The following is a 24,791-nucleotide window of genomic DNA, read 5'->3' as shown; positions in this document are numbered from 1 at the left end:
AGCCAGCGCCTGCAAAAAGGCTGGTTCTCACCTGTCAGCACATGTCTATCCCCGACACTCCATCAGTCTTATCCCCTCCGATGTTTCTGTTTAGCGCCCGCGCCCCTATAATGGCTGCCTTTTTCGCCCAATGATTTTGCGGAGCTGGTGATGGCCGAACGTAAGGCGTCCGTCGAGCGCGACACTCTGGAAACCCAGATCAAAGCCTCGATCAACCTGGATGGCACCGGAAAGGCCCGATTTGATATCGGTGTACCTTTTCTTGAGCACATGCTGGACCAGATCGCCCGTCACGGGCTGATCGACCTGGATATCGTCAGCAAGGGCGACCTGCATATCGACGACCACCACACGGTGGAAGACGTAGGCATCACCCTCGGCCAGGCATTTGCCAAGGCCATTGGCGACAAAAAAGGCATCCGTCGCTACGGCCACGCCTATGTCCCGCTGGACGAAGCGCTGTCGCGCGTGGTCATCGACTTCTCCGGCCGCCCAGGCCTGCAGATGCACGTGCCCTACACCCGCGCCACCGTGGGCGGCTTCGACGTCGACCTGTTCCAGGAATTCTTCCAGGGTTTCGTCAACCACGCACTCGTCAGCCTGCACATCGACAACCTGCGCGGCACCAACACTCACCACCAGATCGAAACCGTGTTCAAGGCTTTCGGCCGCGCGCTGCGCATGGCGGTGGAGCTGGATGACCGCATGGCCGGGCAAATGCCCTCGACCAAGGGCGTCCTGTAATGCAGACGGTCGCGGTTATCGATTACGGCATGGGTAACCTGCACTCGGTGGCCAAGGCTCTCGAGCACGTAGGGGCCGGCAAGGTGCTGATCACCAGCGATGCCAACGTGATTCGCGAAGCCGACCGGGTGGTATTTCCCGGCGTCGGCGCGATTCGCGATTGCATGGCCGAGATCCGCCGGCTGGGCTTTGACAGCCTGGTGCGCGAAGTCAGCCAGGACCGTCCGTTCCTCGGCATCTGCGTGGGCATGCAAGCCTTGCTCGACCGCAGCGAAGAGAACGACGGCGTCGACTGCATCGGCCTGTTCCCCGGCCAGGTGAAGTTTTTTGGCAAGGGCCTGCATGAAGACGGCGCCCACCTGAAAGTCCCGCACATGGGTTGGAACGAGGTCAGCCAGACCGTCGACCACCCGCTGTGGCACGACATCCCGGACTTGGCGCGTTTCTACTTCGTGCACAGCTACTACATCGCCGCCGGTAAACCGGGCCAGGTGGTGGGTGGCGGGCATTACGGCGTCGATTTCGCCGCCGCGCTGGCCGAAGGTTCGCGCTTTGCCGTGCAGTTCCACCCGGAGAAAAGCCATACCCATGGCCTGCAGCTGTTGCAGAACTTCGCCGCCTGGGACGGGCGCTGGTAAATGGCCAGGAAGCCAAAGCAGCCGATCTTGAACCTCACGCCCGAGCAGGAAAGTGAGGCTACCCTCAAGATCAAACGCTTCATGGAAGACCGCTTCGAGCTCAAATTGGGCTCGTTCGAGGTCGCCGAGATCCTGGAACTGTTCACCCTTGAAGTGGCTCCGCATTACTACAACAGGGCGATTTTCGACACGCAGACGCTCCTTAAAGAAAGGTTCGAAAGCCTCGAAAGCGACTTGTGGTCGCTTGAGAAACCCTGATTTCCCAAGCATTGCTGAATATCGAATAAGGTTTGCCAGATGCTGATTATCCCCGCTATCGATCTCAAGGACGGCGCCTGCGTCCGTCTGCGCCAAGGCCGCATGGAAGATTCCACCGTGTTCTCCGATGACCCGGTCAGCATGGCTGCCAAATGGGTGGAAGGGGGCTGCCGTCGCCTGCATCTGGTGGACTTGAACGGCGCCTTCGAAGGCCAGCCGGTCAACGGCGAAGTGGTCACCGCCATCGCCAAGCGCTACCCGAACCTGCCGATCCAGATCGGCGGCGGTATCCGCTCCCTGGAAACCATCGAGCACTACGTCAAGGCCGGCGTGAGCTACGTGATCATCGGCACCAAGGCCGTGAAAGACCCGGCGTTCGTCGCCGAAGCCTGCCGTGCGTTCCCGGGCAAGGTCATCGTCGGCCTGGATGCCAAGGACGGTTTCGTCGCCACCGACGGCTGGGCTGAAATCAGCACCGTGCAGGTGATCGACCTGGCCAAGCAGTTCGAAGCCGACGGCGTCTCCGCCATCGTTTATACCGACATCGCCAAAGACGGCATGATGCAGGGCTGCAACGTACCCTTCACCGCTGCGCTGGCCGCTGCGACCAAGATCCCGGTGATCGCTTCCGGTGGCATCCACAACCTGGGTGACATCAAGTCGCTGCTGGACGCTAAGGCGCCCGGCATCATCGGCGCCATCACCGGCCGTGCGATCTACGAAGGTACCCTGGACGTCGCCGAAGCCCAGGCTTACTGCGATGCCTACAACGGCTGAGGACTGACCATGGCGCTGGCCAAACGCATCATCCCTTGCCTGGACGTCGACAACGGTCGTGTGGTCAAGGGCGTCAAGTTCGAGAACATCCGTGACGCCGGCGACCCGGTGGAAATCGCCCGTCGCTACGATGAACAGGGTGCCGACGAGATTACCTTTCTCGACATCACCGCCAGCGTCGACGGCCGCGACACCACGCTGCACACCGTCGAGCGCATGGCCAGCCAGGTGTTCATCCCGCTGACCGTGGGCGGTGGCGTGCGCACCGTGCAAGACATCCGCAACCTGCTCAATGCCGGCGCGGACAAGGTCTCGATCAACACTGCAGCCGTGTTCAACCCGGAGTTCGTCGGCGAAGCCGCGCAGCACTTCGGCTCGCAATGCATCGTGGTGGCCATCGACGCCAAGAAAGTCTCCGGCCCGGGCGAAACCCCGCGCTGGGAGATCTTCACCCACGGCGGTCGCAAGCCGACCGGCCTGGACGCGGTGGAGTGGGCGATGAAGATGGAAGGCCTGGGCGCCGGTGAAATCCTGCTGACCAGCATGGATCAGGATGGCATGAAAAACGGCTTCGACCTGGGCGTGACCCGTGCCATCAGCGATGCGCTGGGCATTCCAGTGATCGCCTCCGGCGGCGTCGGCAACCTGCAACACCTGGCTGACGGCGTGACCGAAGGCCATGCCAGCGCAGTGTTGGCGGCGAGTATTTTCCACTTTGGCGAATACACCGTTCCCGAAGCCAAGGCGTATATGGCGGCGCGCGGTATCGTGGTTCGTTAAACGCTGCTGGACACCATGGCAGGCGCGCGGCACTCTCTGCGCTTGCCATGGATTCCGGTAACCTTTCATGTTCAAACAGCTGCTGCTTGCCCTCGCCAGTACCTCCGTCCTGTTGGCGGGCTCGGCCCATGCCGAGGAACCGTCTGACACCGCCCTGGTGTTGCTGACGGAAAATTTCCCACCGTACAACATGGCAAAAAACGGCAAGAACTTCGCCAAGGAAGAAAACATCGAAGGCATCGCCGTGGATATCGTGCGCGAGACCTTCAAGCGTGCCGGCATTTCCTACAACCTCACCCTGCGATTTCCATGGGAGCGCATCTACAAACTCGCCCTGGAAAAACCCGGCTACGGCGTATTCGTGATGGCCCGCTTGCCGGACCGTGAAGCACTGTTCAAATGGGTAGGTCCGATCGGCCCGGACGATTGGGTGCTGCTGGCCAAGGCCGACAGCAAGATCCAGTTGGCCGACCTGGAGCACGCCCGGCGCTACAAGATCGGCGCCTACAAAGGTGACGCCATTGCCGAGACCCTGGAGAAGCAAGGCCTCAATCCGATCGTTGCCCTGCGTGACCAGGACAACGCGCAAAAGCTGCTGGAGGGCCAGATTGACCTGTGGGCCACTGGCGATCCTGCCGGACGTTACCTCGCGCGCCAGGTGGGCGTGACCGGGCTCAAGACTGTGCTGCGGTTCAACAGCGCGCAGCTTTACCTGGCACTCAACAAAGAGGTGCCGGATGAAGTGGTTGGCAAGCTTCAAAAGGCCTTGGATGAGTTACGCGAGCAGGGTGTCGTCAGTGACATCATGGGGCGTTACCTCTGAGGGGGCTTGGGTCTCAGGCGTATCGAGCGTGGCAGTCGAGTGTTCCTCGGTCGGTGGGACGAGTGCGTGCGGTGCAAGCAGTTCGCTGTAGTAGACCTGTTCGCCGTCGGTGTAGTAGACGGTGTCGGCCAATGGGCTGCCGTCAGCCCTGAGCAGGTGGAACTCACTTTGCCTGACGTACGCCAGGATCGCTTTACTGCCGGGTACGTAGGCGACGACATCGAGTGCTGTCGGATTGCTCCAGCCTTGTGCCGACTCTGCGCTGTGGGTGAAGTCTCTATCGAGTTGTACCCCAAAGCCCACAGGCGATGCGTATTGCGGGCTTGACCATTCACGGATCAATTCAACGCCTGTCACCTGCGCCAACCTGCCTGCGCCTGAACCCTTCTCGCCCTTGGTCAGCGTCCAGGTAAAGGCTTTGCCGTTGGCTGACGGGTTATGCCCTGCACCTACCAATTGATAATGGTCGCGTCTTTCCAGCCGATAGTACGGCGACATGTGCAGTTGCTCGGTCGGGATCAGCTTCTCGTCTTTGACCACAAACCACGGCAGGTCGCAGGCATAGGTCGTGTGCTCGGCGCTCACGGATTCCGTCTGGAGCAACTCGATCTGTTCAGGCGGGGCGGGCAGTGGCGACCGCCGCATACCGAGTTCTGCGCGCAGCACATAGGCGGGCACCTGCGGGTCTGGCCCTGTGTGACTATCGACACCCTTGAACGTACCCGGCGTAAAGCAGACTTCGCCGGCTACGGTTTCACACAGTGCGGTCGCCCATACGCTGAAATTGGCTAGCGCGCCGCTGCCTTTGTCATTCCAGATCATCTTGCCCGCGCGGGAGGTGTGAACCAGGTCCGCTCTGATACAACGCACCGTGTTGCGCGGCGGCTTGTCATTGCCTACGCCGCACACATCGCCCATCGCCACGTAACCTTCCGGTGCCACAGGGCGCCACAACGAAAAGTCCGTGCGTGCCCTGGGCCCGGTATGTTTCCAGATCAGTTCGAAGTCGTTGGGTGCTCGAAGCGCTGTGCCGTTGACGGGGTCGGTGTCACTGACGACGGCAACCATTTTTTGCTGGTTGATATTGGCGTAGCTGCCACTGGCGACATCGCCCAACGCGGTGAAATTGGCCAGCGCGCTGGAGGCGGTACTCGGCCGCCAGAAGGTGACAGGGGCGTCCGCGCGGGTGCCTTTGTCGTTCCACAGCGGAACGAACTCGGTGGTGAAGTCGATTAGCAGGTCTTTGTATTGAATGGCTGGCATGGCGTGGCTCTCCCGTAGATTGGAGTGCCCACTATCGAGGCGTTTGCCAGGCTGGGAGCGGTAGCTAAGTAGTGTTCAAGCGTTAGCGGTAAGTGCCGTCTTTGCCGTGGCCTGCCATTGCGCGATTACTGCGCACGCTGATCATCAGCTTGATATCGATCCACTCTACGCCCTGAGCCTTGAGCTTGGGCAATTCACGCTCCAGCACGGCCAGGGTCTGCGGGTAGGGGTGACCGATCATCACGGCTGAGCCTTGCTTGTGGGCCAGTTTGATGGCGGTCTGCAGCTGCGTGGTGATCGCCGCCTCGGTGCGCTCGTCATCGAGGAACACGTCCCGTGAAACGCTGGCCAGGCCGATTTTCTGCGCCTCGGCAGCGGCCACGGTCTGCGCACTGGTGCGGCTATCGACAAAGAACGTGTTGCGCCGTTGCAGCTCGGCCATCAGCCAGGCCATGGCGGCGGGCTGCGCGGTCATGCGGCTGCCCATGTGGTTGTTGATGCCGGCCGTGTAGGGCACGGCCTTGAAGGCGGCATCCAGGCGCTTGCCGAGTTCTTCGATAGGCAACTCGGGGTGCCAGGCGAACGGCCCGGTAGCCGGGTCCATGGGCATGTGCAGGATCACGATCTTGCCGGCCTTGTGCGCCTCGCGGGCGAATTCGGCAGCGTGGGGCGTGTCGGGCATTATTGCGGTGGTCACAGGACCGGGCAGGGCCAGCACGCGACGATCCCGGGGCAGGTTTTGCCCAAGGTCGTCGATGATGAGGGTCAGGTAGGCTTTGTGGGGCTCACTGGCCGGAGTCGCGTGGGCGACGCCGGCCAGGCTGCACAGCACAGCGATGATCAGGGCAAAACGCATATCAACGGCTACGGGTGATGCTCAAGCCCTTGAGCAGGCTCAGCGCCTGGGCCAGCTGATAATCGTCGTCCTGTGGCATCGGCTTGGCTTTGGCGCCGCTGCCGGTCGGCTGGTCGGCACCGCCGTTGCCATTGCCCAGGTGACCTTGCAGGTCCGCCTCTTTGTAGTACTCACTGTCGATCTCATTGGTGATCTTGGCTTTGCGTACCTCGATATCCGGCACGATGCCCTGGGCCTGGATCGAGCGGCCGTTCGGCGTGTAGTACAGCGCAGTGGTGATCTTCAGCGCGCGCTCGTTGTTCAGCGGCAGCACGGTTTGCACCGAGCCTTTGCCAAAGCTGTTGGTGCCCATCACCACGCCGCGCTTCTGGTCTTGCAGGGCGCCGGCGACGATCTCCGAGGCCGAGGCGCTGCCGCCATTGATCAGCACGGCCAGCGGCACGTTTTCGCTGAGGTCGTTGCCGGTGGCCGAGAAACGCAGCTCGGAGTTGGCGATACGGCCCTTGGTGTACACGATCAGGCCTTTGGTGATGAAGTGGTCGACCACTTCCACCGCCGACTGCAACACGCCGCCCGGGTTGTTGCGCAGGTCGAGCACGATGCCGTTGAGCTTCTTGCCGTTGTCCTTGCGCAGCTTGGCCAGGGCCTTGGCCACTTCGTCGCCGGTCTTGACCTGGAACTGGGTAATGCGGATGTAACCGTAGCCCGACTCCAGCAGCTGGCTCTTCACGCTCTTGACCACGATGGTCGCGCGGGTCAGCGTCACGTCGAACGGGTTGCCGCCGTCGCGCACCAGGGTCAGGGTGATTTTCTGGCCGATCTTGCCGCGCATCTTGTCGACGGCTTCGGTCATGGTCTGGCCACGGGTCGGCTGGCCGTTGATCTTGACGATAAAGTCGCCGGCCTGGATGCCGGCCTTGGATGCCGGGGTGTCATCGATCGGCGAAACCACCTTGACGTTGCCGTCTTCGGAGCCGACTTCAATGCCCAGGCCACCGAATTCGCCGCTGGTGCTTTCCTGCAGCTCAGCGAAATCTTCCGGGCCCAGGTAGGCGGAGTGCGGGTCGAGGTTGCTGAGCATGCCCTTGATGGCATTCTCCAGCAGGGTCTTGTCGTCCACTGGTTCGACATAAGCAGCCTTGATCCGGTCCATGACCTCGGCAAAGGTGCGCAGCTCGTCCAGCGGCAACGGCGCCTTGGTGGTCGCGGCCGAGGCCGCCGGTGCAGCCGAGGCGGCCTGGTCGGCAAACGCCAGGGGCGCGCCGATCACCAGGGCGATGGTCAGGGCCAGCGAAGTGAGGCGGGACAAATGCAGCATGTCGAACGAACTCCTAATGTAGATGCGGCCCTATCCTTGGGAACGGCACCATTGTGCAGGATCGCTCGGGCGACCCTGCTGACGAATAGCGAAGTACAGCGCCGGTGTGTCCTGGCCACCACTGTTACCGACAGTGGAGATGGATTCACCGGCTTTTACAACATCACCTGCCGACTTGAGTAATGTCTGATTGTGGCCGTAAAGGCTCAAATAGCCATTACCGTGGTCAAGAATCACCAGCAAGCCGGCGCCTCGCAGCCAATCGGCAAACACCACGCGCCCACCGTGAACGGCATGCACCTGGCTGCCGGCGGAGGCGCTGATCATCACGCCGTCCCACTTGGCGCGGGTGTCATCGCCTCGGGTTTCACCGAAGCGTGCCAGTAATCGACCATCAACAGGCCATGGAAGTTTGCCGCGGGCTGACGCAAAAGGGCCGCCGAAGTTTTCGCCGGCGCTGGAAACCAGTGGGCCAGGTGCTGCACGCGCCGGTTTACGCGGTGCCGGAGCGTCCGAAGTGGCTGCCAGCTCGGCCTCGCGCTGGCGCTTTTTTTCGGCTTCCTGCTGGGCGATCAGCGCTTTCTGCCGCGCTTCTTCGGCCTCACGTGCCTGGCGCGCCAGGGTTTCTTCGATGGTCTTGAGGACTTTGGCCAGGTCGGCCTGGTCCTGTTCGCGGGCCTGGAGCTTGGCGTCACGGGCCTTCACGTCGTCATTGAGCTTGGCCAGGGCCAGCTGGCGCTGCTTGCGCACCTTGTCCAGTTCGTCACGCTGGGCGGTGAGCGCATTTTGCTGGTCTTGCAGCTGGGACTGCTGGTTGGCGATTTCCTGCTCGACATTGACCAACTGGCGCAGGGTCTCGTTGAAGCTTTTCAGTTGCTCCAGGCGGGCCTTGCTCAGGTAGTCGTAGTAGGTGAGGGTGCGCGCGAATTTCTCGGGGTTCTGCTGGTTGAGCAGCAGCTTGAGGTATTCCTGGCGGCCGTTCTGGTAGGCGGCGCGGGCCTGGATCGCGATCAGGCGTTGCTGTTCAACGCGTGCGCTCTGGAGTTTTTTTTTCTCAGCGTCGAGTCGCTCCAGTTCCGACTCGCTCTTCTTTAATTCTTTTTGCAGCTCCTGGACCTGCTTCTCCAGCTTGCCCATCTCGGTTTCGGTGCCGCGCAGGTCTTTCTGCACCCCGGATTTTTCTTCCTGGAGCTTGCCGAGCAGTTTTTTCAGCTCGGTAATGTCCTGACGCGTGGCGTCCAACTGTTGTTGGGTTTGTGCACGCTCATCGGCAAATGCCGGTTGGAGCAGGCAGACAAGAGCGAGGGTAATCAAGGCGCGAAGCATAGAGGCGGGCGACACCAGGGAAATGGACGGTCTAGTATGCCCGGCAAGCGCGGCAAAAAAAACGCCCAATTCGGTGTGGTGGGCAAGATAGGTGCCGAGTGGCGGGGGTATGGCAGAACGATATCTATCAAGCACCGAAGATCCAATGTGGGAGGGGGCTTGCCCCCGATGACGGTGGGTCAGTCAAATAAATGTCGGCTGATACTCCGCTATCGGGGGCAAGCCCCCTCCCACATTGGTTTCTCTGTGATGCTGGGATCAGACCAGAATCGAAGTCCCCGTCATCTCCACCGGCTTCTCCAGCCCCATCAGCTTCAGCATGGTCGGCGCCACGTCCGCCAGCACGCCGCCTTCACGCACCTTTAGATCACGCTTGCCGACATAGATGAACGGCACCGGCTCGGTGGTGTGTGCAGTGTGCGCTTGGCCGGTGGATTCATCGGACATCTGCTCGCAGTTGCCGTGGTCAGCGGTAATCAGCGCTTCGCCGCCGACTTTTTCCAGGGCCTCGACAATGCGGCCGACGCACAGGTCCAGGCATTCAACGGCCTTGGTCGCCGCTTCCAGGTTGCCGCTGTGGCCGACCATGTCGCCGTTGGCGTAGTTGACCACAATCACGTCGTAACGCAGGTTGTCGATGGCGTCGACGATCTTGTCGGTGACTTCCGGCGCGCTCATTTCCGGCTGCAGGTCGTAGGTGGCGACCTTCGGCGATGGGATCAGGATGCGCTCTTCGCCCGGGAACGGCTCTTCACGGCCGCCAGAGAAGAAGAAGGTCACGTGGGCGTATTTCTCGGTTTCGGCAATGCGCAACTGGGTCTTGCCGTTCTTGGCCAGGTAGTCACCCAGGACGTTGTCCAGGCTGCCCGGCGCAAACGCGGCGGGGGCGGGGATGCTCTTGGCGTATTGGGTCAGGCCCACGTACTGCACCTTCGGCTGGCGCGCGCGTTCGAATTCGCTGAAGCCGTCTTCGACAAACACGCGGCTCAGCTCGCGGGCGCGGTCGGCGCGGAAGTTCATGAACACCACGGCGTCGCCGTCTTCAACCTTCACCGGCTCGCCGATGCTGGTGGCCTTGACGAACTCGTCGCTCTCGCCTCGGGCGTAGGCCGCTTCCAGGCCTTCCTGGGCGGTGGCGGCGTTGAATTCGGCCTGGCCGTCGACAATCAGGTTGTAGGCCTGAGACACGCGGTCCCAGCGGTTGTCGCGGTCCATGGCGAAGTAACGGCCGATCAGGCTGGCGATACGGCCCTTGCCCAGGGCGGCGAAGGTGGCGTCCAGCAGTTCAATGGACGACTGCGCGCTTTTTGGCGGGGTGTCGCGGCCATCGAGGAAGGCGTGCAGGTAGATTTTGTCGGCGCCGCGCTTGAACGCCAGTTCGGCCATGGCGACCAGGTGGTCCTGGTGGCTGTGGACGCCGCCGTCGGACAGCAGGCCCATGAAGTGCACCGCCTTGCCGGCGGCCACGGCTTTATCGACGGCCGCGCAGATGGTCGGGTTCTCGAAGAACTCGCCGTCGCGGATCGCTTTGGTCACGCGGGTGAAGTCCTGATAGACCACTCGTCCGGCGCCCAGATTCATGTGGCCGACTTCCGAGTTGCCCATCTGGCCGTCCGGCAGGCCGACGTCCATGCCCGAACCCGAGATCAAACCGTTCGGGACTGTGGCTACCAGGCGGTCGAGGACCGGCTTCTTCGCTGCGTACACCGCGTTGTCGTGGGTGCTTTCGCTGTGTCCGAAGCCATCGAGAATTATCAGGACCAAAGGTTTAGGCGTGGTAGTCATAGATCCTCTCGCGGCGGTAATAAAGGAAGGCAATTGAAAAGGGAGTGGCAGTTTAAAGCGAAGTTCCGACCACGTCACCGCTTTACGGGGGTTGGCCCCCCCTGACGGCTGTGTATACTTACCGCCATTTTAACGCCCTGGAACCTCCTTGATGGTTGATCACCTGATTGCATTTGCCACTGCCCACTACCTGCTCGTGGGTGCCTTCGTCATCTTGCTGGCGCTGCTGATCGCTCACGAATTGAGCCGTGGTGGCCGCAGCCTGAGCACGGCGGAGCTGACCGCCCTGGTCAACAAGGATGAGGCCGTTGTCGTGGACATCCGCCCGGCCAAGGAATTTGCCACCGGCCACATCGTCGGCGCCCTGAACATTCCTCAGGACAAGCTGATTTCGCGCCTGGCCGAGTTGGAAAAGTACAAGGCCAAGACCATCATCCTGGTGGACTCCCAAGGCCAGCACGCCGGCACCCACGCCCGCGAAATGCTCAAGACCGGCTTCACCGCTGCCAAGCTGTCGGGTGGCATCAGCAGCTGGCGTGGCGATAACCTGCCGCTGGTGAAGTGATATGAGCCAGGTTGTCGTGTATTCCAGCGATTGGTGCCCTTACTGCATGCGGGCCAAGGCCTTGCTGGAGAAGAAGGGCGTTGCCTTTGAAGAGATCAAGGTCGACGGCAAACCGCAGGTGCGTGCCGAAATGGCCCAGAAGGCGGGGCGCACGTCCGTGCCGCAGATCTGGATCGGCACCCGGCATATCGGTGGTTGCGACGACCTGTTTGCCCTGGAGCGCGCCGGTAAACTCGATGCGCTGCTCCTCGTCTGACTCCTAAACCCTAAAAGACCTCAAGATCACAAGGATCTGCGATGACTGACCAACAGAACACCGAAGCAGCAGAAGCCCAAGGCCCACAGTTCTCGCTGCAGCGCATCTACGTACGTGACCTGTCCTTCGAGGCGCCGAAAAGCCCGGCGATCTTCCGCCAGGAATGGACCCCGAGCGTTGCGCTGGACCTGAACACCCGCCAGAAAGCCCTGGAAGGTGACTTCCACGAAGTCGTGCTGACCCTGTCGGTCACCGTCAAGAATGGCGAAGAAGTGGCTTTCATCGCTGAAGTGCAACAAGCCGGTATCTTCCTGATCCAGGGCCTGGACGAGCAGTCCATGAGCCACACCCTGGGCGCGTTCTGCCCGAACATCCTGTTCCCGTATGCCCGTGAGACCCTGGACAGCCTGGTTACCCGTGGCTCGTTCCCGGCGCTGATGCTGGCTCCGGTGAACTTCGATGCTCTGTACGCGCAAGAGCTGCAGCGCATGCAACAGGAAGGTTCGTCGACGGTTCAATAAGTCGACGTGGTAAAAATGTGGGAGGGGGCTTGCCCCCGATAGCGGCGTATCAGTCACATAGATGTCGACTGGCACTCCGTCATCGGGGGCAAGCCCCCTCCCACATTTGTTATGGGTGCTACTTGAAACCGAGTTGGCGCCAGCCTTCGTAGACGGCGACGGCCACGGTGTTCGACAGGTTCAGGCTGCGGCAGCCTTCGCGCATCGGCAAACGCAGGCGATGGCCATCGGGCAGGGCGTCGAGCACGTCAGCCGGCAGGCCACGGCTTTCCGGGCCGAACAGGAAGGCGTCACCTTCGGTAAAGCTGACATCATGGAACGGCTGCGAACCCTTGGTGGTGAACGCGAACAGCCGCGGGTGCCCCAGGCTTTCCAGGCAGCTGGCCAGGTCGGCGTGGCGCTTGAGCGTGGCGTATTCGTGGTAGTCCAGCCCGGCGCGGCGCAGGCGCTTGTCGTCCATGTCGAAGCCCAAGGGTTCGATCAAATGCAGGTGGCAGCCACTGTTGGCGCACAGCCTGATAACGTTGCCGGTATTCGGCGGAATTTCTGGTTGAAAAAGGATGACGTGAAACATGCACGGCTCCGAAGGTAAAGATGCGCTGCATTCTACCCCTGAAGACGACCCAAGACCGAAGCTAATGCCGAAGGTCATGGGTTCATTGGCGATCGTCGGCGTAATGGTCGGCCTGATGATCGGCCGCCTGACCACCCCGGAGCCGGTCGAACTGCAACAGGTCGAGACCGCAGCGGACAGCGTGGTGGTGTGGTTCAACAGCGAACCCAAGCTGCACGGCGAGCACATCGACGGCACCGTGGCGCTGTTGTTCGACGCCCAGGGCAAGGCCGCGAGCGGCAAGCTCAAGGTCAACGACAAGGATGTGAATTGGCGCGTGCGCAAGACCGATGGCGGCCTGTTGCTGAACCTGGTGGCCGCTCGGCCGTTGCGCGGGGAATGGAATGGCGAGAAGGCCGAAGGCCGCTGGCGGGTGGAGATCCATCTCCAGGAGCAATAAAAGCGGGAGTTCCCGGCCTGCCTGTACCAGGGCTCCCAAAACGGGGTGAAGCCGCGAGGGCTTCGGTGTTAAAGAGGGAATCCCCGGCCTGCCTGTACCGAGGTTCCCGAAACGGTTGTGGGGCGCGACGCGGTTCGCATCAAGCACCCCGGGTGTAAAGAGGGGATTCTCGGCCTGCCTGTACCAAGGTCCCCGAAACTGGGTAGTACAGGGGTTATTGCAGGGCGCGTGCCAGAGTCGTCGAAGTGGGCCGAAAAATTTATCCAGAAAGCGCAAAGCCCCGGAGTACGGGGCTTTGGTGTTTGAGGCTTTTAGATTTTTATCAGTGAGGCCGAAGTCTCATAGGTTGGATCCATGCCCAATGCCGGTTCATGGTGCATTGAAGCGGTGCACCCTTAAGCCTCGTCGCCCTCGTCATCATCACCACCATCGACCTTCATCCCCAGCTCCTTGATCTTGCGTGTCAGGGTATTACGCCCCCAACCCAGCAACACAGCGGCATCGCGACGGCGACCGGCGGTGTGCTTCAGGGCGGTCTCGATCATGATGCGCTCGAACGCCGGCACGGCGCTGTCCAGCAGGCTCGATTGGCCGCGCGCCAGGGCCTGGTCGGCCCACTGACGCAGGGCCTGCTCCCAGTTGGTCACCGGTGCCGAATCCTGCGGCAGGCTCAACAGTTCCGGGGGCAGGTCGCTGATGTGCACTTCGCGCCCGGACGCCATCACGGTGATCCAGCGGCAGGTGTTCTCCAGCTGGCGCACGTTGCCCGGCCACGGCAGGTTCTTCAGGTATTCCTCGGTCTCGCTTTTCAGCAGCTTCGGCTCGACGGCCAGCTCCTGGGCGGCACGGCTGAGGAAATGACGGGCCAGCGTCGGGATGTCTTCGCGACGGTCCGACATGCGTGGGATATGAATGCGGATTACGTTGAGGCGGTGGAACAAGTCCTCACGGAACTTGCCCGCGTGTACCAGGGTTTCCAGGTTCTGGTGGGTCGCCGCGATGATGCGCACATCAACCTTGACCGGCGTGTGCCCGCCCACGCGATAGAACTCACCGTCCGCCAGTACCCGCAACAGGCGAGTCTGGGTGTCGGCCGGCATGTCGCCGATTTCGTCCAGAAACAAGGTGCCGCCATCGGCTTGCTCGAAACGCCCGCGTCGCAGGTTGGCCGCGCCCGTGAAGGCGCCTTTTTCGTGGCCGAACAGCTCGGACTCCATCAGGTCCTTGGGAATCGCCGCCATGTTCAGCGCAATGAACGGCGAGGCCGCCCGTGGGCTGTGACGGTGCAGGGCGTGGGCCACCAGCTCTTTGCCGGTACCCGATTCGCCGTTGATCAGCACGGTGATGTTGGAATGGCTCAAGCGCCCGATGGCGCGAAACACTTCCTGCATCGCCGGCGCTTCGCCGATGATTTCCGGGGTGCGGGTCAGGGCAGGGGGGGCTTCCTGGCTTTGCTGTTCCTGGGCGTGCTGGTTGGCGCGCTTGACCAGCGCCACGGCCTCATCCACGTCGAACGGCTTGGGCAGGTATTCAAAGGCGCCGCCCTGGTAGGACGCGACAGCGCTGTCCAGGTCGGAGTGCGCGGTCATGATGATCACCGGCAGGCGCGGGTGCTGCTCGCGAATCCGCGCGAGCAGGTCCAGGCCACTGGCGCCGGGCATGCGAATGTCGGAGATGATCACGTCCGGCTGCTGGCGTGCGAGGCGGCTCATGACGCCATCGGCGCTGTCGAAGCTCTGGGTGGTCATGCCTTCCTGTTGCAAGGCTTTCTCGAGGACCCAGCGGATAGAACGGTCGTCATCGACGATCCAGACAGTTTCACTACGGCTCATGTCGATGGGGCTCCTTGTTCCAGAGGCAGAAAGATCGAGAACGTGGTGTGGCCAGGATGGCTCTCACATTCGATCAGTCCCTGGTGCTGGCTGATGATGTTCTGGGTAATGGCCAGGCCCAGCCCGGTACCGTCCGGGCGGCCGCTGACCATGGGAAAGAAAATGGTTTCCTGGAGTTCCGCGGGAATGCCCGGGCCGTTGTCGATGATCTCGACCTTGGTCACCAGGCGATGGCGCACGTGGCCAATGGTGAACTGGCGCAGGGCGCGGGTGCGCAGGCTGATGCGGCCCAGGCGCAGCTCGTTCTGGCTGCTGATGGCCTGCATGGCGTTGCGCACGATATTGAGCACCGCCTGGATCATCTGCTCGCGGTCGATCAGGACGTCGGGGATGCTCGGGTCGTAGTCGCGCACCAGGTTGATGCAGCCCTGGCTTTCGGCCTCGACCAGTTGGCAGACGCGCTCCAGCACTTCGTGCACGTTGGTCATCGCCAGCGAAGGCAATTTATTCGAACCGAGCATGCGGTCCACCAGGTTACGCAGGCGGTCGGCTTCCTCGATGATGACGTTGGTGTAGTCCTTGAGGCTCTCTTCGGGGAGCTCGCGGGCCAGCAACTGGGCGGCGCCGCGAATCCCGCCGAGGGGGTTCTTGATTTCGTGCGCCAGGCCGCGCACCAGCATCTTGCTGGTCTCCTGCTTGGACAGCTGGGCCTCTTCCTTGGTGATGCGCAGCAAGCGGTCACGCGGGTGCACTTCGAGCAGCAGCAGGGTGGCGCCGTTGCTCAGGATCGGGGTCACGGCGTAGTCCACGGTGAGTGTCTGGCCGGTGAGGGCGGTGAGCATCGCTTCGCGCTTGGTGAACGGGTGTGCCTGCTCCACGGCCTGGCGCAGCGAACTCAAGGCTTCGGCCGACTCGGTGAACAATTCGCTGATGAACTGCCCATGGCTGCGCTGGCCGCTGATGGCCAGGAGCATCTCCGCCGCCGGGTTCATGTACTCAAGGCGCAGGTCGGCATTGAGCAGGATGGTCGCGGTGGTCAGGTTGTCGAGTAGCAAACGGTGCAGTGCATCGCTGATGGTCATCGGGACCTCTTTTGGAGCAAGGCGCGGGCTTGAGGCACACGCTGATACAAGGAAAATGCAAAAACCAAACCAAGGCTCCGAAAAGAAGCGCGCGAGCCCTGAAATAGGCGTTTGAAGCGCGAAACTGTGGCGTTCTGCCAGCTTGCTCGGGAAGTTTCGAACCAAAATGGGCTGGCCGGCGGGAAGGGTGCAGCCTATCGCACCAATATAGTGCGGTTTTGTGAAGCGTGTTCAGGAAGACTGTAATTGGGTGCCGGGAGGCACTCTGTTCAACGGTGGGAGCAGCCGAGCCGGCTTCCGACTGCTGCTCGGCGCAGGGCTGTAAATTCCGGGCAAAAAAAAGACCTCCCGGAGGAGGTCTTTTTTGTCACGCCACGTTAAGCAGCGCTACCGGATCAGCAGCTGTAGTACAGCTCGTATTCCAGTGGGTGTACGAAGGTGCGGACCTTGATTTCTTCTTCGCTTTTCAGGGCGATGTAGGCATCGATGAAGTCGTCGCTGAACACGCCGCCTTTGGTCAGGAACGCACGGCCCTTGTCCAGCTCTTCCAGGGCTTCTTTCAGGCTGCCGCACACTTGTGGGATCTCTTTGGCCTCTTCAGGCGGCAGGTCGTACAAGTTTTTGTCGGCGGCGTCGCCTGGGTGGATCTTGTTCTGGATACCGTCCAAGCCGGCCATCAGCAGGGCTGCGAACGCCAGGTACGGGTTGGCAGCCGGGTCCGGGAAGCGTGCTTCGATACGACGGCCACGTGGGCTGTTGACGTAAGGAATACGGATCGAGGCGGAACGGTTGCGAGCCGAGTAGGCCAGCATTACCGGAGCTTCGAAGCCTGGCACCAGACGCTTGTAGGAGTTGGTCGCCGGGTTGGTGAAGCCGTTCAGGGCCTTACCGTGCTTGATGATACCGCCGATGAAGTACAGGGCAGTTTCCGACAGGCCGGCATAGCCTTCACCTGCGAAGGTGTTCTTGCCGTCTTTGGCGATCGACATGTGCACGTGCATGCCCGAACCGTTGTCGCCGTACAGAGGCTTAGGCATGAAGGTCGCAGTGCGGCCGTATGCATCAGCAACGTTGTGTACAACGTACTTCAGGGTTTGGACTTCGTCAGCTTTCTTCACCAGGGTGTTGAACTTGACGCCGATTTCGTTCTGGCCGGCAGTTGCCACTTCGTGGTGGTGAACTTCAACGACCTGGCCCATTTCTTCCAGTGCGTTGCACATGGCGGTACGGATTTCGTGGTCGTGGTCGAACGGTGGAACCGGGAAGTAGCCGCCTTTGATGCCTGGACGGTGGCCTTTGTTGCCGCCTTCCACGTCCTGGTCGGACATCCACGAGCCTTGCTCGGAGAAAATCTTGAACATCGAACCGGAGATGTCGGACTTGAACTTCACTTCGTCGAAGATGAAGAACTCTGGCTCAGGACCGCAGAAAACGGTGTCGCCGATACCGGTGGTCTTCAGGTATTCCTCGGCACGGTGGGCGATGGCGCGTGGGTCGCGATCGTAGCCCTGCATGGTCGAAGGTTCGATGATGTCGCAGACCAGGATCAGGGTCGGCTCTTCGGTGAACGGGTCCAGAACGGCACTGTCGTCGTCCGGCAGCAGGATCATGTCGGAGGCTTCGATGCCTTTCCAGCCAGCGATGGAGGAACCGTCGAACATCTTGCCGACTTCGAAGAAGTCGTCTTCCAGCGCGTCGCGAGCCGGCATGGTCACGTGGTGCTGCGTGCCTTTGGTGTCCGTGAAGCGCAGATCAATCCATTTAACGTCATGATCTTTGATGAGTTGAACCGACTTCGACATAGTGTCCTCCGGGTGGCTTCGGGCTGGGGTAGTGGAGTAGCCCTTAGAATGTGGGTGATGCCGGCGCGGATACTCCGCCATGGCAACCTGCCTCACAAGAGAGCAAATTGCATGCCAGTGCGCCAACATGGGTTTTTTGGTCCAAAAACGCCCCTATAAAGGTGCATTGCGACAAATGCGCAAAAAAGGCGCACCGCAATGTGGCGCCGAAGCGGTCAGGCGCACCTCTTTAGTGCGTGGCGACTCCTTTGCATATTAACTGGTTAAACCTTGAGCGATTTCCGCTATAATCCGCGCCCCCCTTTTTCGGCAGGCCCGGCGCGCGCTGTTTCCATGAAATTAATCGTCAAAGTCTTCCCCGAGATCACCATTAAAAGCCGACCGGTACGGACGCGTTTCATCCGTCAGTTGGCCAAGAACATCCGTGCCGTTCTCCGAGACCTGGACCCGGCTGTGGTGGTGAACGGCGTGTGGGACAATCTCGAGCTGGAAACCCGCCTTACCGACGCCAAAGCCTTGAAGGACATGACCGAGCGCCTGAGCTGCATGCCGGGCATCGCGCACTTCCTGCAGGTCGATGAGTACCCGCTGGGCGACTTCGACGACATCACCGAAAAGTGCAAGCAGCACTACGGCAGCGAGCTGGAAGGCAAGATTTTTTCGGTGCGTTGCAAGCGCGCCGGCAAGCACACTTTCAGCTCCATGGATGTCGAGAAATACGTCGGCAGCAAGCTGCGTCGCGAGTGCGGCGCCGCCGGAATTTCCTTGAAAGCGCCGCAAATTGAAGTGCGCATGGAAATTCGCGACCAACGGTTGTTTGTGATCCACAGCCAGCACAACAGCATCGGCGGCTACCCGCTGGGCGCCCTGGAGCAGACCCTGGTCTTGATGTCCGGCGGTTTCGATTCCACGGTGGCGGCCTACCAGATCATGCGGCGCGGCCTGATGAGCCACTTCTGCTTCTTCAACCTGGGCGGGCGTGCACACGAATTGGGCGTGATGGAAGTCGCGCACTTTATCTGGAAGAAGTACGGCAGCTCCCAACGCGTGCTATTTGTAAGCGTGCCGTTCGAGGAAGTGCTGGGAGAAATTCTCGGTAAAGTCGATAACGGTCATATGGGCGTCGTATTGAAGCGTATGATGTTGCGCGCTGCGTCGCAGATTGCCGACCGCTTGCAGATCGACGCGCTGGTGACCGGCGAGGCGATCTCCCAGGTGTCCAGCCAGACGCTGCCGAACCTGTCGATCATCGACTGCGTTACCGAGAAGCTGGTATTGCGCCCGCTGATCGCCAGCCACAAGCAGGACATCATCGACCTGGCAGAAGAAATCGGCACCGCCGACTTCGCCAAGCACATGCCCGAGTACTGCGGGGTCATCTCGGTGAACCCCAAGACCCACGCCAAGCGTCACCGCGTGGAGCATGAAGAGAAAGAATTCGACATGGCGATTCTGGAGCGTGCGCTCGAGAACGCCAAACTGGTGCCAATCGACCGCGTGATCGACGAATTGGGCCAGGACGTGAAGATCGAAGAAGTCGGCGAAGCCCTGGCTGGCCAGATCGTCATCGACATCCGTCACCCGGATGCCGCTGAAGACGAGCCGCTGGAAATCGCTGGCATCGACGTGCAAACGCTGCCGTTCTACGCACTGAACGCGCGTTTCAAGGAACTGGATAACAGCCGTCAGTACCTGCTGTATTGCGACAAAGGCGTGATGAGTCGCCTGCATGCCCACCATTTGCTCAGTGAGGGGCATGCCAATGTGCGCGTTTATCGACCGAGCTAAGAGCCCGGGGCTGTTTGCCTGTGGCCTGCGTCACCGGCCCCCCGACTCTGCCGTCAAGCTGTAACGGCAAGGCCTGACTCTACTGTTAATCGCTGCCACGACCTGTCAGCACACCGAATCCTCTGATCGAGATACACAAGTGATCGAAAATCTACGTAACATCGCCATCATTGCTCACGTTGACCATGGTAAAACCACCCTGGTAGACAAACTCCTGCGTCAATCCGGCACCCTGGAGCGCAACGAGCTCAACGACGAGCGCGTGATGGACTCCAACGACCAGGAAAAAGAGCGCGGTATTACCATCCTGGCAAAAAACACCGCTATCAACTGGAACGGCTACCACATCAACATCGTGGATACCCCGGGCCACGCCGACTTCGGCGGCGAAGTAGAACGCGTAATGTCGATGGTTGACTCCGTTCTGCTGCTGGTTGACGCTCAAGACGGCCCTATGCCGCAAACCCGTTTCGTGACCAAGAAGGCTTTCGAAGCCGGCCTGCGTCCGATCGTGTGCATCAACAAGGTTGACCGTCCAGGCGCGCGTCCGGACTGGGTTCTGGACCAGATCTTCGACCTGTTCGACAACCTGGGTGCCACCGAAGAACAGCTGGACTTCAAAGTCGTCTACGCCTCGGCCCTGAACGGTATTGCCGGTCTGGACCACACCGACATGGCTGAAGACATGACCCCGCTGTACCAGTCGATCGTCGACAACGTACCAGCCCCGGCTGTTGACCGTGACGGCGCGTTCCAGATGCAGATCTCCGCACTGGACTACAACAGCTTCCTGGGTGTTATCGGCGTTGGCCGTATCGCTCGTGGTCGCGTCAAGCCGAACACCCCGGTTGTCGCTATCGGCGCCGACGGCAAGAAGCGCAATGGTCGTATCCTGAAGCTGATGGGTCACCACGGCCTGCACCGCATCGACGTTGAAGAAGCTGCAGCTGGCGACATCGTGTGCATCAGCGGTATGGACTCGCTGTTCATCTCCGACACCCTGTGCCACCCGGACACCGTCGAGGCGATGAAGCCTCTGACCGTTGACGAGCCAACCGTTTCCATGACCTTCCAGGTAAACGACTCGCCTTTCTGCGGTAAAGAAGGCAAGTTCGTGACCTCCCGTAACATCAAGGAGCGTCTGGACAAAGAGCTGCTGTACAACGTTGCACTGCGCGTTGAAGAAGGCGACTCGGCTGACAAGTTCAAGGTTTCCGGCCGTGGTGAGCTGCACCTCTCGGTACTGATCGAAACCATGCGTCGCGAAGGCTTCGAAATGGGCGTTGGTCGTCCAGAAGTGATCATCCGTCAGGTTGACGGCGTGAAGCAGGAACCGTTCGAAAACGTCACCATCGACACCCCGGAAGAATCCCAGGGCAAGGTGATGGAAGAGATGGGTCTGCGTAAAGGCGACCTGACCAACATGGTGCCGGATGGCAAAGGCCGTGTGCGTCTGGAATACAACATCCCTGCTCGTGGCCTGATTGGTTTCCGTAACCAGTTCCTGACCCTGACCAACGGTGCTGGCATCCTGACCTCGATCTTCGATCGCTACGACACCATGAAGTCCGGCGACATGTCCGGCCGTCAGAACGGTGTTCTGGTATCGGTAGAAACCGGCAAGGCGCTGACCTACTCCCTGGAAACCCTCCAGGCGCGTGGCAAGCTGTTCGTTGAACACGGTCAAGAGATCTACAACGGTCAGATCGTTGGTCTGAACAGCCGTGACAACGACATGGGCGTCAACCCAACCAAAGGCAAGAAGCTCGACAACATGCGTGCTTCCGGCAAAGACGAAACCATCGCTCTGGTTCCACCTGTTCGCTTCACCCTGGAACAGGCCCTGGAATTCATCCAGGACGACGAGCTGTGCGAAGTCACGCCTAAGTCGATCCGCCTGCGTAAGAAGATCCTGGACGAAGGCGAGCGTACCCGCGCTGCCAAGAAAGCCAAGAACTGAGTTAACTCAGGCTGAATGAAAAACGCCCCCGGTCGAAAGGCCGGGGGCGTTTTTTTATGCCTGCAGATTGTGCAGTGATTGTGCAGGCTTCATCGGGGGCAAGCCCCCTCCCACCTTTGATCTGTGAACACATTCAAATGTGGGAGGGGGCTTGCCCCCGATAGGCCCTCAAGGGCCGCACAAAAAACGGATCAGAACTTATCGAGGGTCTTGAACTTGGTCTCGCGCACCACTTCTTTGGGCTTATACGCGCAATACCCCGGACGCGGCCCGATCTTCGGGTGGTTGCGGCAGGTATCCGGGCGCTTGTCATAAATAGTGCAGAAGCGCGTCTTACGATCCAGGAACAGGCAGTCGTTGTTGCTCATGCGCTGCAAGGTAAAAATCTCGGACTTGGAATTGAAGCGCTCGACGATGCCTTCCTTCTGCAACCGCTTGGCGATGTTCTTCGCCGGGTCGCCCAGCTCGAACTCATCGACCAGGCCGATGCGGATCAGGTCCTTGACCTTCACTTCCACCGGCAGCGTGCAGCAGCTGGACACGCAGCCACCGCACATATGCGCGGAATATTTCTGCCACGTTTCAAGACGGTCGAGTTCCGCGGCGGCGATCAGTTGAGGCTTCATCAGGGTTCCAAAAGGTGGGGCGGTATCCGGGCGCGCGATCATACCGGGATTGGTGATTTTTTGAACAATATTTTGCGGGTTTCGGCCAGAAGGTGCGCCCCCGTGAAAAGCAGGCACGAGCCCTGCATCTAAATCCGCACAGGTAAATGCGTTAAAAAAGTGCCGAACCAGAGCGGTCACCGTCTGTCAGACCGTCTAGGCTCTAGCAACTCCTTCTATCTCGCCCGAGGTCGCAATTGATGTCTCAGGAACCACTTGCACGAGAAGCAGAGGTAGCCGCATTCCGCGATGCCGTTTTGACCAAACTCACCTACGCGGTGGGCAAGGACCCGGATCACGCCTTCGACCATGATTGGTTCGAAGCCATTGCCCTGGCCGCGCGCGACCAGATGGTCGATCACTGGATGGACCACACGCGGCGCATTTACCGCAAAGGCCAGAAGCGGGTGTATTACCTCTCGCTGGAGTTTTTGATCGGCCGTCTGCTCTACGACAGCCTGAGCAACCTCGGCGTGCTGGAGATCGCCCGCGAAGCCTTGGCCGAGCTGGACGTCGACCTGGAACGTATCCGCCTGCTGGAGCCCGACGCGGCGCTCGGCAACGGTGGTTTGGGCCGCCTGGCCGCGTGCTTCATGGAAAGCATGTCGACCCTCGGCGTGGCCGGCCACGGTTATGGCATCCGCTATGAACACGGCCTGTTCCGCCAGGCCATTGTCGATGGCTGGCAACAGGAGCAGACCGAGCACTGGCTGGACTTCGGCAACCCTTGGGAATTCGAGCGCCCGGAAGTGGTTTACCCGATTGGCTTTGGTGGCAGCGTCGAAACCAAGCCCGACGCCTCTGGCAAGCTGATCCAGGTGTGGACCCCCAGCGAAACCGTGCGCGCAATTGCCTATGACACCCCGGTGGTCGGCTGGCGCGGCGCCAGCGTGAACACCCTGCGCCTGTGGCGAGCCCGCGCAGTGGAAGACCTGCACCTGGAGCGCTTCAACGCCGGCGATCACCTTGGCGCGGTCGCCGAAGTGGCCCGTGCCGAAAGCATCTCCCGGGTGCTTTACCCGGCCGACAGCACCGAAGCGGGGCAGGAACTGCGCCTGCGCCAGGAATACTTCTTCGTCGCCGCCTCCCTGCAAGACTTGCTGCGCCGCCACAAAAACATGCACGGCACGGTACTCAGCCTCGGCGAACACGCGGCGATCCAACTCAATGACACCCACCCGTCCATCGCCGTGGCCGAGTTGATGCGCCAACTGGTGGACTTGCACGATATTCCGTGGGAAGCGGCGTGGGACGTCACCGTCGAAACCCTTTCCTACACCAACCACACCCTGTTGCCCGAGGCCCTCGAAACCTGGCCCGTTGGCCTGATGGAACGCATGCTGCCCCGGCACATGCAGATCATCTACCTGATCAACGCCCAGCACATCGACTCGTTGCGCGCCAAGGGCATCCACGATTTCGACGTCCTGCGCGCCGTGTCGCTGATCGAAGAAGACAACGGCCGCCGCGTGCGCATGGGCAACCTGGCGTTTCTCGGTTCTCACAGCGTCAACGGTGTGTCCGGCTTGCACACGCAACTGATGCGCAGCACGGTGTTCTCCGAACTGCACAAGCTCTACCCCGAGCGGATCAACAACAAAACCAACGGCATCACCTTCCGCCGCTGGCTGTACCAGGCCAACCCCAAGCTCACCGACATGTTGGTGGAAGCCCTCGGCCCGGACATTCTCGACCAGCCCGAGCAGCGCCTGATCGAGCTTGAACCGTTCGCCGAAAAACAAAGCTTTCGCAAGGCCTTTGCCGAGCAGCGCTTGCACAGCAAGCGCGCACTGGCAGACATCATCCACGAGCGCCTGGGCATTTCGGTGAACCCAGCGGCGATGTTCGATGTGCAGGTCAAGCGCATCCACGAGTACAAGCGCCAGTTGCTCAACCTGTTGCACACCGTGGCGCTGTACCAGGCGATCCGTGCCGAGCCGGGCACCGACTGGGTGCCGCGGGTGAAGATCTTTTCGGGCAAGGCCGCGGCCAGTTACCACCAGGCCAAGCTGATCATCAAGCTCACCAACGACATCGCCCGCACCGTCAACAACGACCCGACCGTGCGTGGTCTGCTCAAAGTGGTGTTCCTGCCCAACTACAATGTCAGCCTGGCCGAAAGCATCATCCCGGCGGCGGACTTGTCGGAGCAGATTTCCACGGCCGGCTTTGAAGCCTCGGGCACCAGCAACATGAAATTCGGCCTCAACGGCGCGCTGACCATCGGCACCATGGACGGCGCCAACGTGGAGATGCACGAGCGTATCGGTGCCGAGCACATGTTCATCTTCGGCCTCAGCGCCCAGCAAGTGGAGGCGCGCAAACAGGCTGGCGAATTCAACGCCGGCTCCGACATTGCCGCGTCCCACCGTCTCAACGATGTGTTGCAGGCGATCCGGGGTGGGGTGTTCTCGCCGGATGATCCGGGCCGCTACGTCGGCTTGGTGGACGGGCTGATCGACTACGACCGTTTCCTCGTGTGTGCCGACTTCGACTCTTACTGGGATGCCCAGGCGGCGGTCGAGAAACATTGGCACGATTCCAAGGCGTGGTGGCGTTCGGCGGTGCTGAACACGTCGCGGATGGGCTGGTTCAGTTCCGACCGGACTATTCGTGAGTACGCCACCGAGATCTGGAAAGCGTTGGACTAGGCACCGCACTACCCGATGTGTGAGGGGGGATGTCGAATCGTCATATCGCCCTCCCGCATTAGGTCTGCGTCGATATACTGGGCCCCGG

The 24,791-nt window shown here is 60.9% G+C and carries 23 protein-coding genes; 13 read left to right on the top strand and 10 right to left on the bottom strand.

What is annotated here, in order from left to right:
- Positions 1-150: 150 nt before the first annotated feature.
- The 6 genes from hisB to CQ041_RS12685 all read left to right on the top strand — a co-directional run bounded on the left by hisB (position 151) and on the right by CQ041_RS12685 (position 4,020).
- On the top strand, positions 151-744 hold the full coding sequence (gene hisB / locus CQ041_RS12710; RefSeq protein WP_003218037.1) for an imidazoleglycerol-phosphate dehydratase HisB: 594 nt from the start codon (positions 151-153) through the stop codon (positions 742-744).
- The gene (hisH, locus tag CQ041_RS12705; protein WP_105522171.1) at positions 744-1,382 is read left to right on the top strand and encodes an imidazole glycerol phosphate synthase subunit HisH; all 639 of its coding nucleotides are present in this window, start codon (positions 744-746) and stop codon (positions 1,380-1,382) included. Before hisB ends, hisH begins: the two co-directional genes overlap by 1 nt.
- Entirely contained in the window at positions 1,383-1,640 is a 258-nt protein-coding gene (locus CQ041_RS12700) for a DUF2164 domain-containing protein (RefSeq protein ID WP_105522170.1), read from the top strand.
- A gap of 39 nt (positions 1,641-1,679) precedes the next feature.
- Complete coding sequence (gene hisA, locus CQ041_RS12695) at positions 1,680-2,417, top strand: 1-(5-phosphoribosyl)-5-[(5-phosphoribosylamino)methylideneamino]imidazole-4-carboxamide isomerase (protein WP_003187784.1); 738 nt, start codon at positions 1,680-1,682, stop codon at positions 2,415-2,417.
- 9 nt (positions 2,418-2,426) lie between these two features.
- Positions 2,427-3,197 (top strand): imidazole glycerol phosphate synthase subunit HisF, encoded by a 771-nt coding sequence (gene hisF, locus CQ041_RS12690; protein ID WP_016972251.1) that lies wholly within the window; start codon positions 2,427-2,429, stop codon positions 3,195-3,197.
- A 67-nt stretch (positions 3,198-3,264) separates the two neighbouring features.
- Positions 3,265-4,020 (top strand): ABC transporter substrate-binding protein, encoded by a 756-nt coding sequence (locus CQ041_RS12685; protein ID WP_105522169.1) that lies wholly within the window; start codon positions 3,265-3,267, stop codon positions 4,018-4,020.
- Here the strand turns inward: CQ041_RS12685 and CQ041_RS12680 are convergent.
- The 5 genes from CQ041_RS12680 to gpmI form a co-directional block, all read right to left on the bottom strand.
- The gene (locus CQ041_RS12680; RefSeq protein WP_105522168.1) at positions 3,973-5,283 is read right to left on the bottom strand and encodes a Vps62-related protein; all 1,311 of its coding nucleotides are present in this window, start codon (positions 5,281-5,283) and stop codon (positions 3,973-3,975) included. The two genes, CQ041_RS12685 and CQ041_RS12680, sit on opposite strands and share 48 nt — an antisense overlap.
- Before the next feature lie 82 nt (positions 5,284-5,365).
- Complete coding sequence (locus tag CQ041_RS12675) at positions 5,366-6,139, bottom strand: divergent polysaccharide deacetylase family protein (protein ID WP_105522167.1); 774 nt, start codon at positions 6,137-6,139, stop codon at positions 5,366-5,368.
- Position 6,140: 1 nt separating this feature from the next.
- Positions 6,141-7,457, bottom strand: coding sequence for a S41 family peptidase (locus CQ041_RS12670; protein ID WP_105522166.1), 1,317 nt, complete (start codon positions 7,455-7,457; stop codon positions 6,141-6,143).
- Between the two features lie 30 nt (positions 7,458-7,487).
- Positions 7,488-8,783 carry a murein hydrolase activator EnvC gene (locus CQ041_RS12665; RefSeq protein WP_105522165.1) on the bottom strand — a complete coding sequence of 432 codons (1,296 nt, stop codon included), beginning with the start codon at positions 8,781-8,783 and terminating at the stop codon, positions 7,488-7,490.
- A 258-nt stretch (positions 8,784-9,041) separates the two neighbouring features.
- Positions 9,042-10,568, bottom strand: a complete 1,527-nt coding sequence (gene gpmI, locus CQ041_RS12660; RefSeq protein ID WP_105522164.1) for a 2,3-bisphosphoglycerate-independent phosphoglycerate mutase — start codon at positions 10,566-10,568, stop codon at positions 9,042-9,044.
- Between the two features lie 151 nt (positions 10,569-10,719).
- Here gpmI and CQ041_RS12655 point away from each other — a divergent pair, with 151 nt between their 5' ends.
- From CQ041_RS12655 to secB, 3 genes are read left to right on the top strand one after another with little or no spacing between them, the layout of a single operon-like run.
- On the top strand, positions 10,720-11,133 hold the full coding sequence (locus CQ041_RS12655) for a rhodanese-like domain-containing protein (RefSeq protein WP_105522163.1): 414 nt from the start codon (positions 10,720-10,722) through the stop codon (positions 11,131-11,133).
- A 1-nt stretch (position 11,134) separates the two neighbouring features.
- Positions 11,135-11,389, top strand: a complete 255-nt coding sequence (gene grxC / locus CQ041_RS12650) for a glutaredoxin 3 (protein ID WP_105522162.1) — start codon at positions 11,135-11,137, stop codon at positions 11,387-11,389.
- A 41-nt stretch (positions 11,390-11,430) separates the two neighbouring features.
- Positions 11,431-11,910 carry a protein-export chaperone SecB gene (gene secB, locus CQ041_RS12645; protein ID WP_105522161.1) on the top strand — a complete coding sequence of 160 codons (480 nt, stop codon included), beginning with the start codon at positions 11,431-11,433 and terminating at the stop codon, positions 11,908-11,910.
- Between the two features lie 118 nt (positions 11,911-12,028).
- Here the strand turns inward: secB and CQ041_RS12640 are convergent, their stop codons facing one another.
- Positions 12,029-12,484, bottom strand: coding sequence for a tRNA (cytidine(34)-2'-O)-methyltransferase (locus CQ041_RS12640; RefSeq protein ID WP_105522160.1), 456 nt, complete (start codon positions 12,482-12,484; stop codon positions 12,029-12,031).
- Between CQ041_RS12640 and CQ041_RS12635 the strand changes: the two genes are divergently transcribed.
- Positions 12,483-12,923 (top strand): hypothetical protein, encoded by a 441-nt coding sequence (locus CQ041_RS12635; RefSeq protein WP_105522159.1) that lies wholly within the window; start codon positions 12,483-12,485, stop codon positions 12,921-12,923. The genes CQ041_RS12640 and CQ041_RS12635 overlap by 2 nt on opposite strands.
- A 395-nt stretch (positions 12,924-13,318) precedes the next feature.
- Here the strand turns inward: CQ041_RS12635 and ntrC are convergent, their stop codons facing one another.
- From ntrC to glnA, 3 genes are all read right to left on the bottom strand, one after another.
- Entirely contained in the window at positions 13,319-14,755 is a 1,437-nt protein-coding gene (gene ntrC / locus CQ041_RS12625; protein WP_105522157.1) for a nitrogen regulation protein NR(I), read from the bottom strand.
- Positions 14,752-15,837 carry a nitrogen regulation protein NR(II) gene (gene glnL, locus CQ041_RS12620; RefSeq protein WP_105522156.1) on the bottom strand — a complete coding sequence of 362 codons (1,086 nt, stop codon included), beginning with the start codon at positions 15,835-15,837 and terminating at the stop codon, positions 14,752-14,754. The genes ntrC and glnL overlap by 4 nt, the downstream gene beginning before the upstream one ends.
- A gap of 395 nt (positions 15,838-16,232) precedes the next feature.
- Positions 16,233-17,639 (bottom strand): glutamate--ammonia ligase, encoded by a 1,407-nt coding sequence (gene glnA / locus CQ041_RS12615; RefSeq protein WP_105522155.1) that lies wholly within the window; start codon positions 17,637-17,639, stop codon positions 16,233-16,235.
- A 333-nt stretch (positions 17,640-17,972) separates the two neighbouring features.
- On the opposite strand from glnA, the gene thiI reads away from it, so the two are divergent.
- Positions 17,973-19,427 (top strand): tRNA uracil 4-sulfurtransferase ThiI, encoded by a 1,455-nt coding sequence (thiI, locus tag CQ041_RS12605; RefSeq protein ID WP_105522153.1) that lies wholly within the window; start codon positions 17,973-17,975, stop codon positions 19,425-19,427.
- Between the two features lie 139 nt (positions 19,428-19,566).
- On the top strand, positions 19,567-21,387 hold the full coding sequence (typA, locus tag CQ041_RS12600) for a translational GTPase TypA (protein WP_010213863.1): 1,821 nt from the start codon (positions 19,567-19,569) through the stop codon (positions 21,385-21,387).
- 191 nt (positions 21,388-21,578) lie between these two features.
- Here the strand turns inward: typA and CQ041_RS12595 are convergent, their stop codons facing one another.
- Complete coding sequence (locus CQ041_RS12595) at positions 21,579-22,013, bottom strand: YkgJ family cysteine cluster protein (protein ID WP_017734855.1); 435 nt, start codon at positions 22,011-22,013, stop codon at positions 21,579-21,581.
- Positions 22,014-22,252: 239 nt separating this feature from the next.
- Here CQ041_RS12595 and CQ041_RS12590 point away from each other — a divergent pair, with 239 nt between their 5' ends.
- Entirely contained in the window at positions 22,253-24,703 is a 2,451-nt protein-coding gene (locus CQ041_RS12590; protein ID WP_105522152.1) for a glycogen/starch/alpha-glucan phosphorylase, read from the top strand.
- Positions 24,704-24,791 lie beyond the last annotated feature (88 nt).

The sequence above is a fragment of the Pseudomonas sp. MYb60 genome (genome assembly GCF_002979555.1).
In the GTDB taxonomy this organism is placed as follows: Bacteria; Pseudomonadota; Gammaproteobacteria; order Pseudomonadales; family Pseudomonadaceae; genus Aquipseudomonas.
Note: the sequence above shows the minus strand (reverse complement) of the source record. Positions and strands in the feature narration are given on the sequence as shown.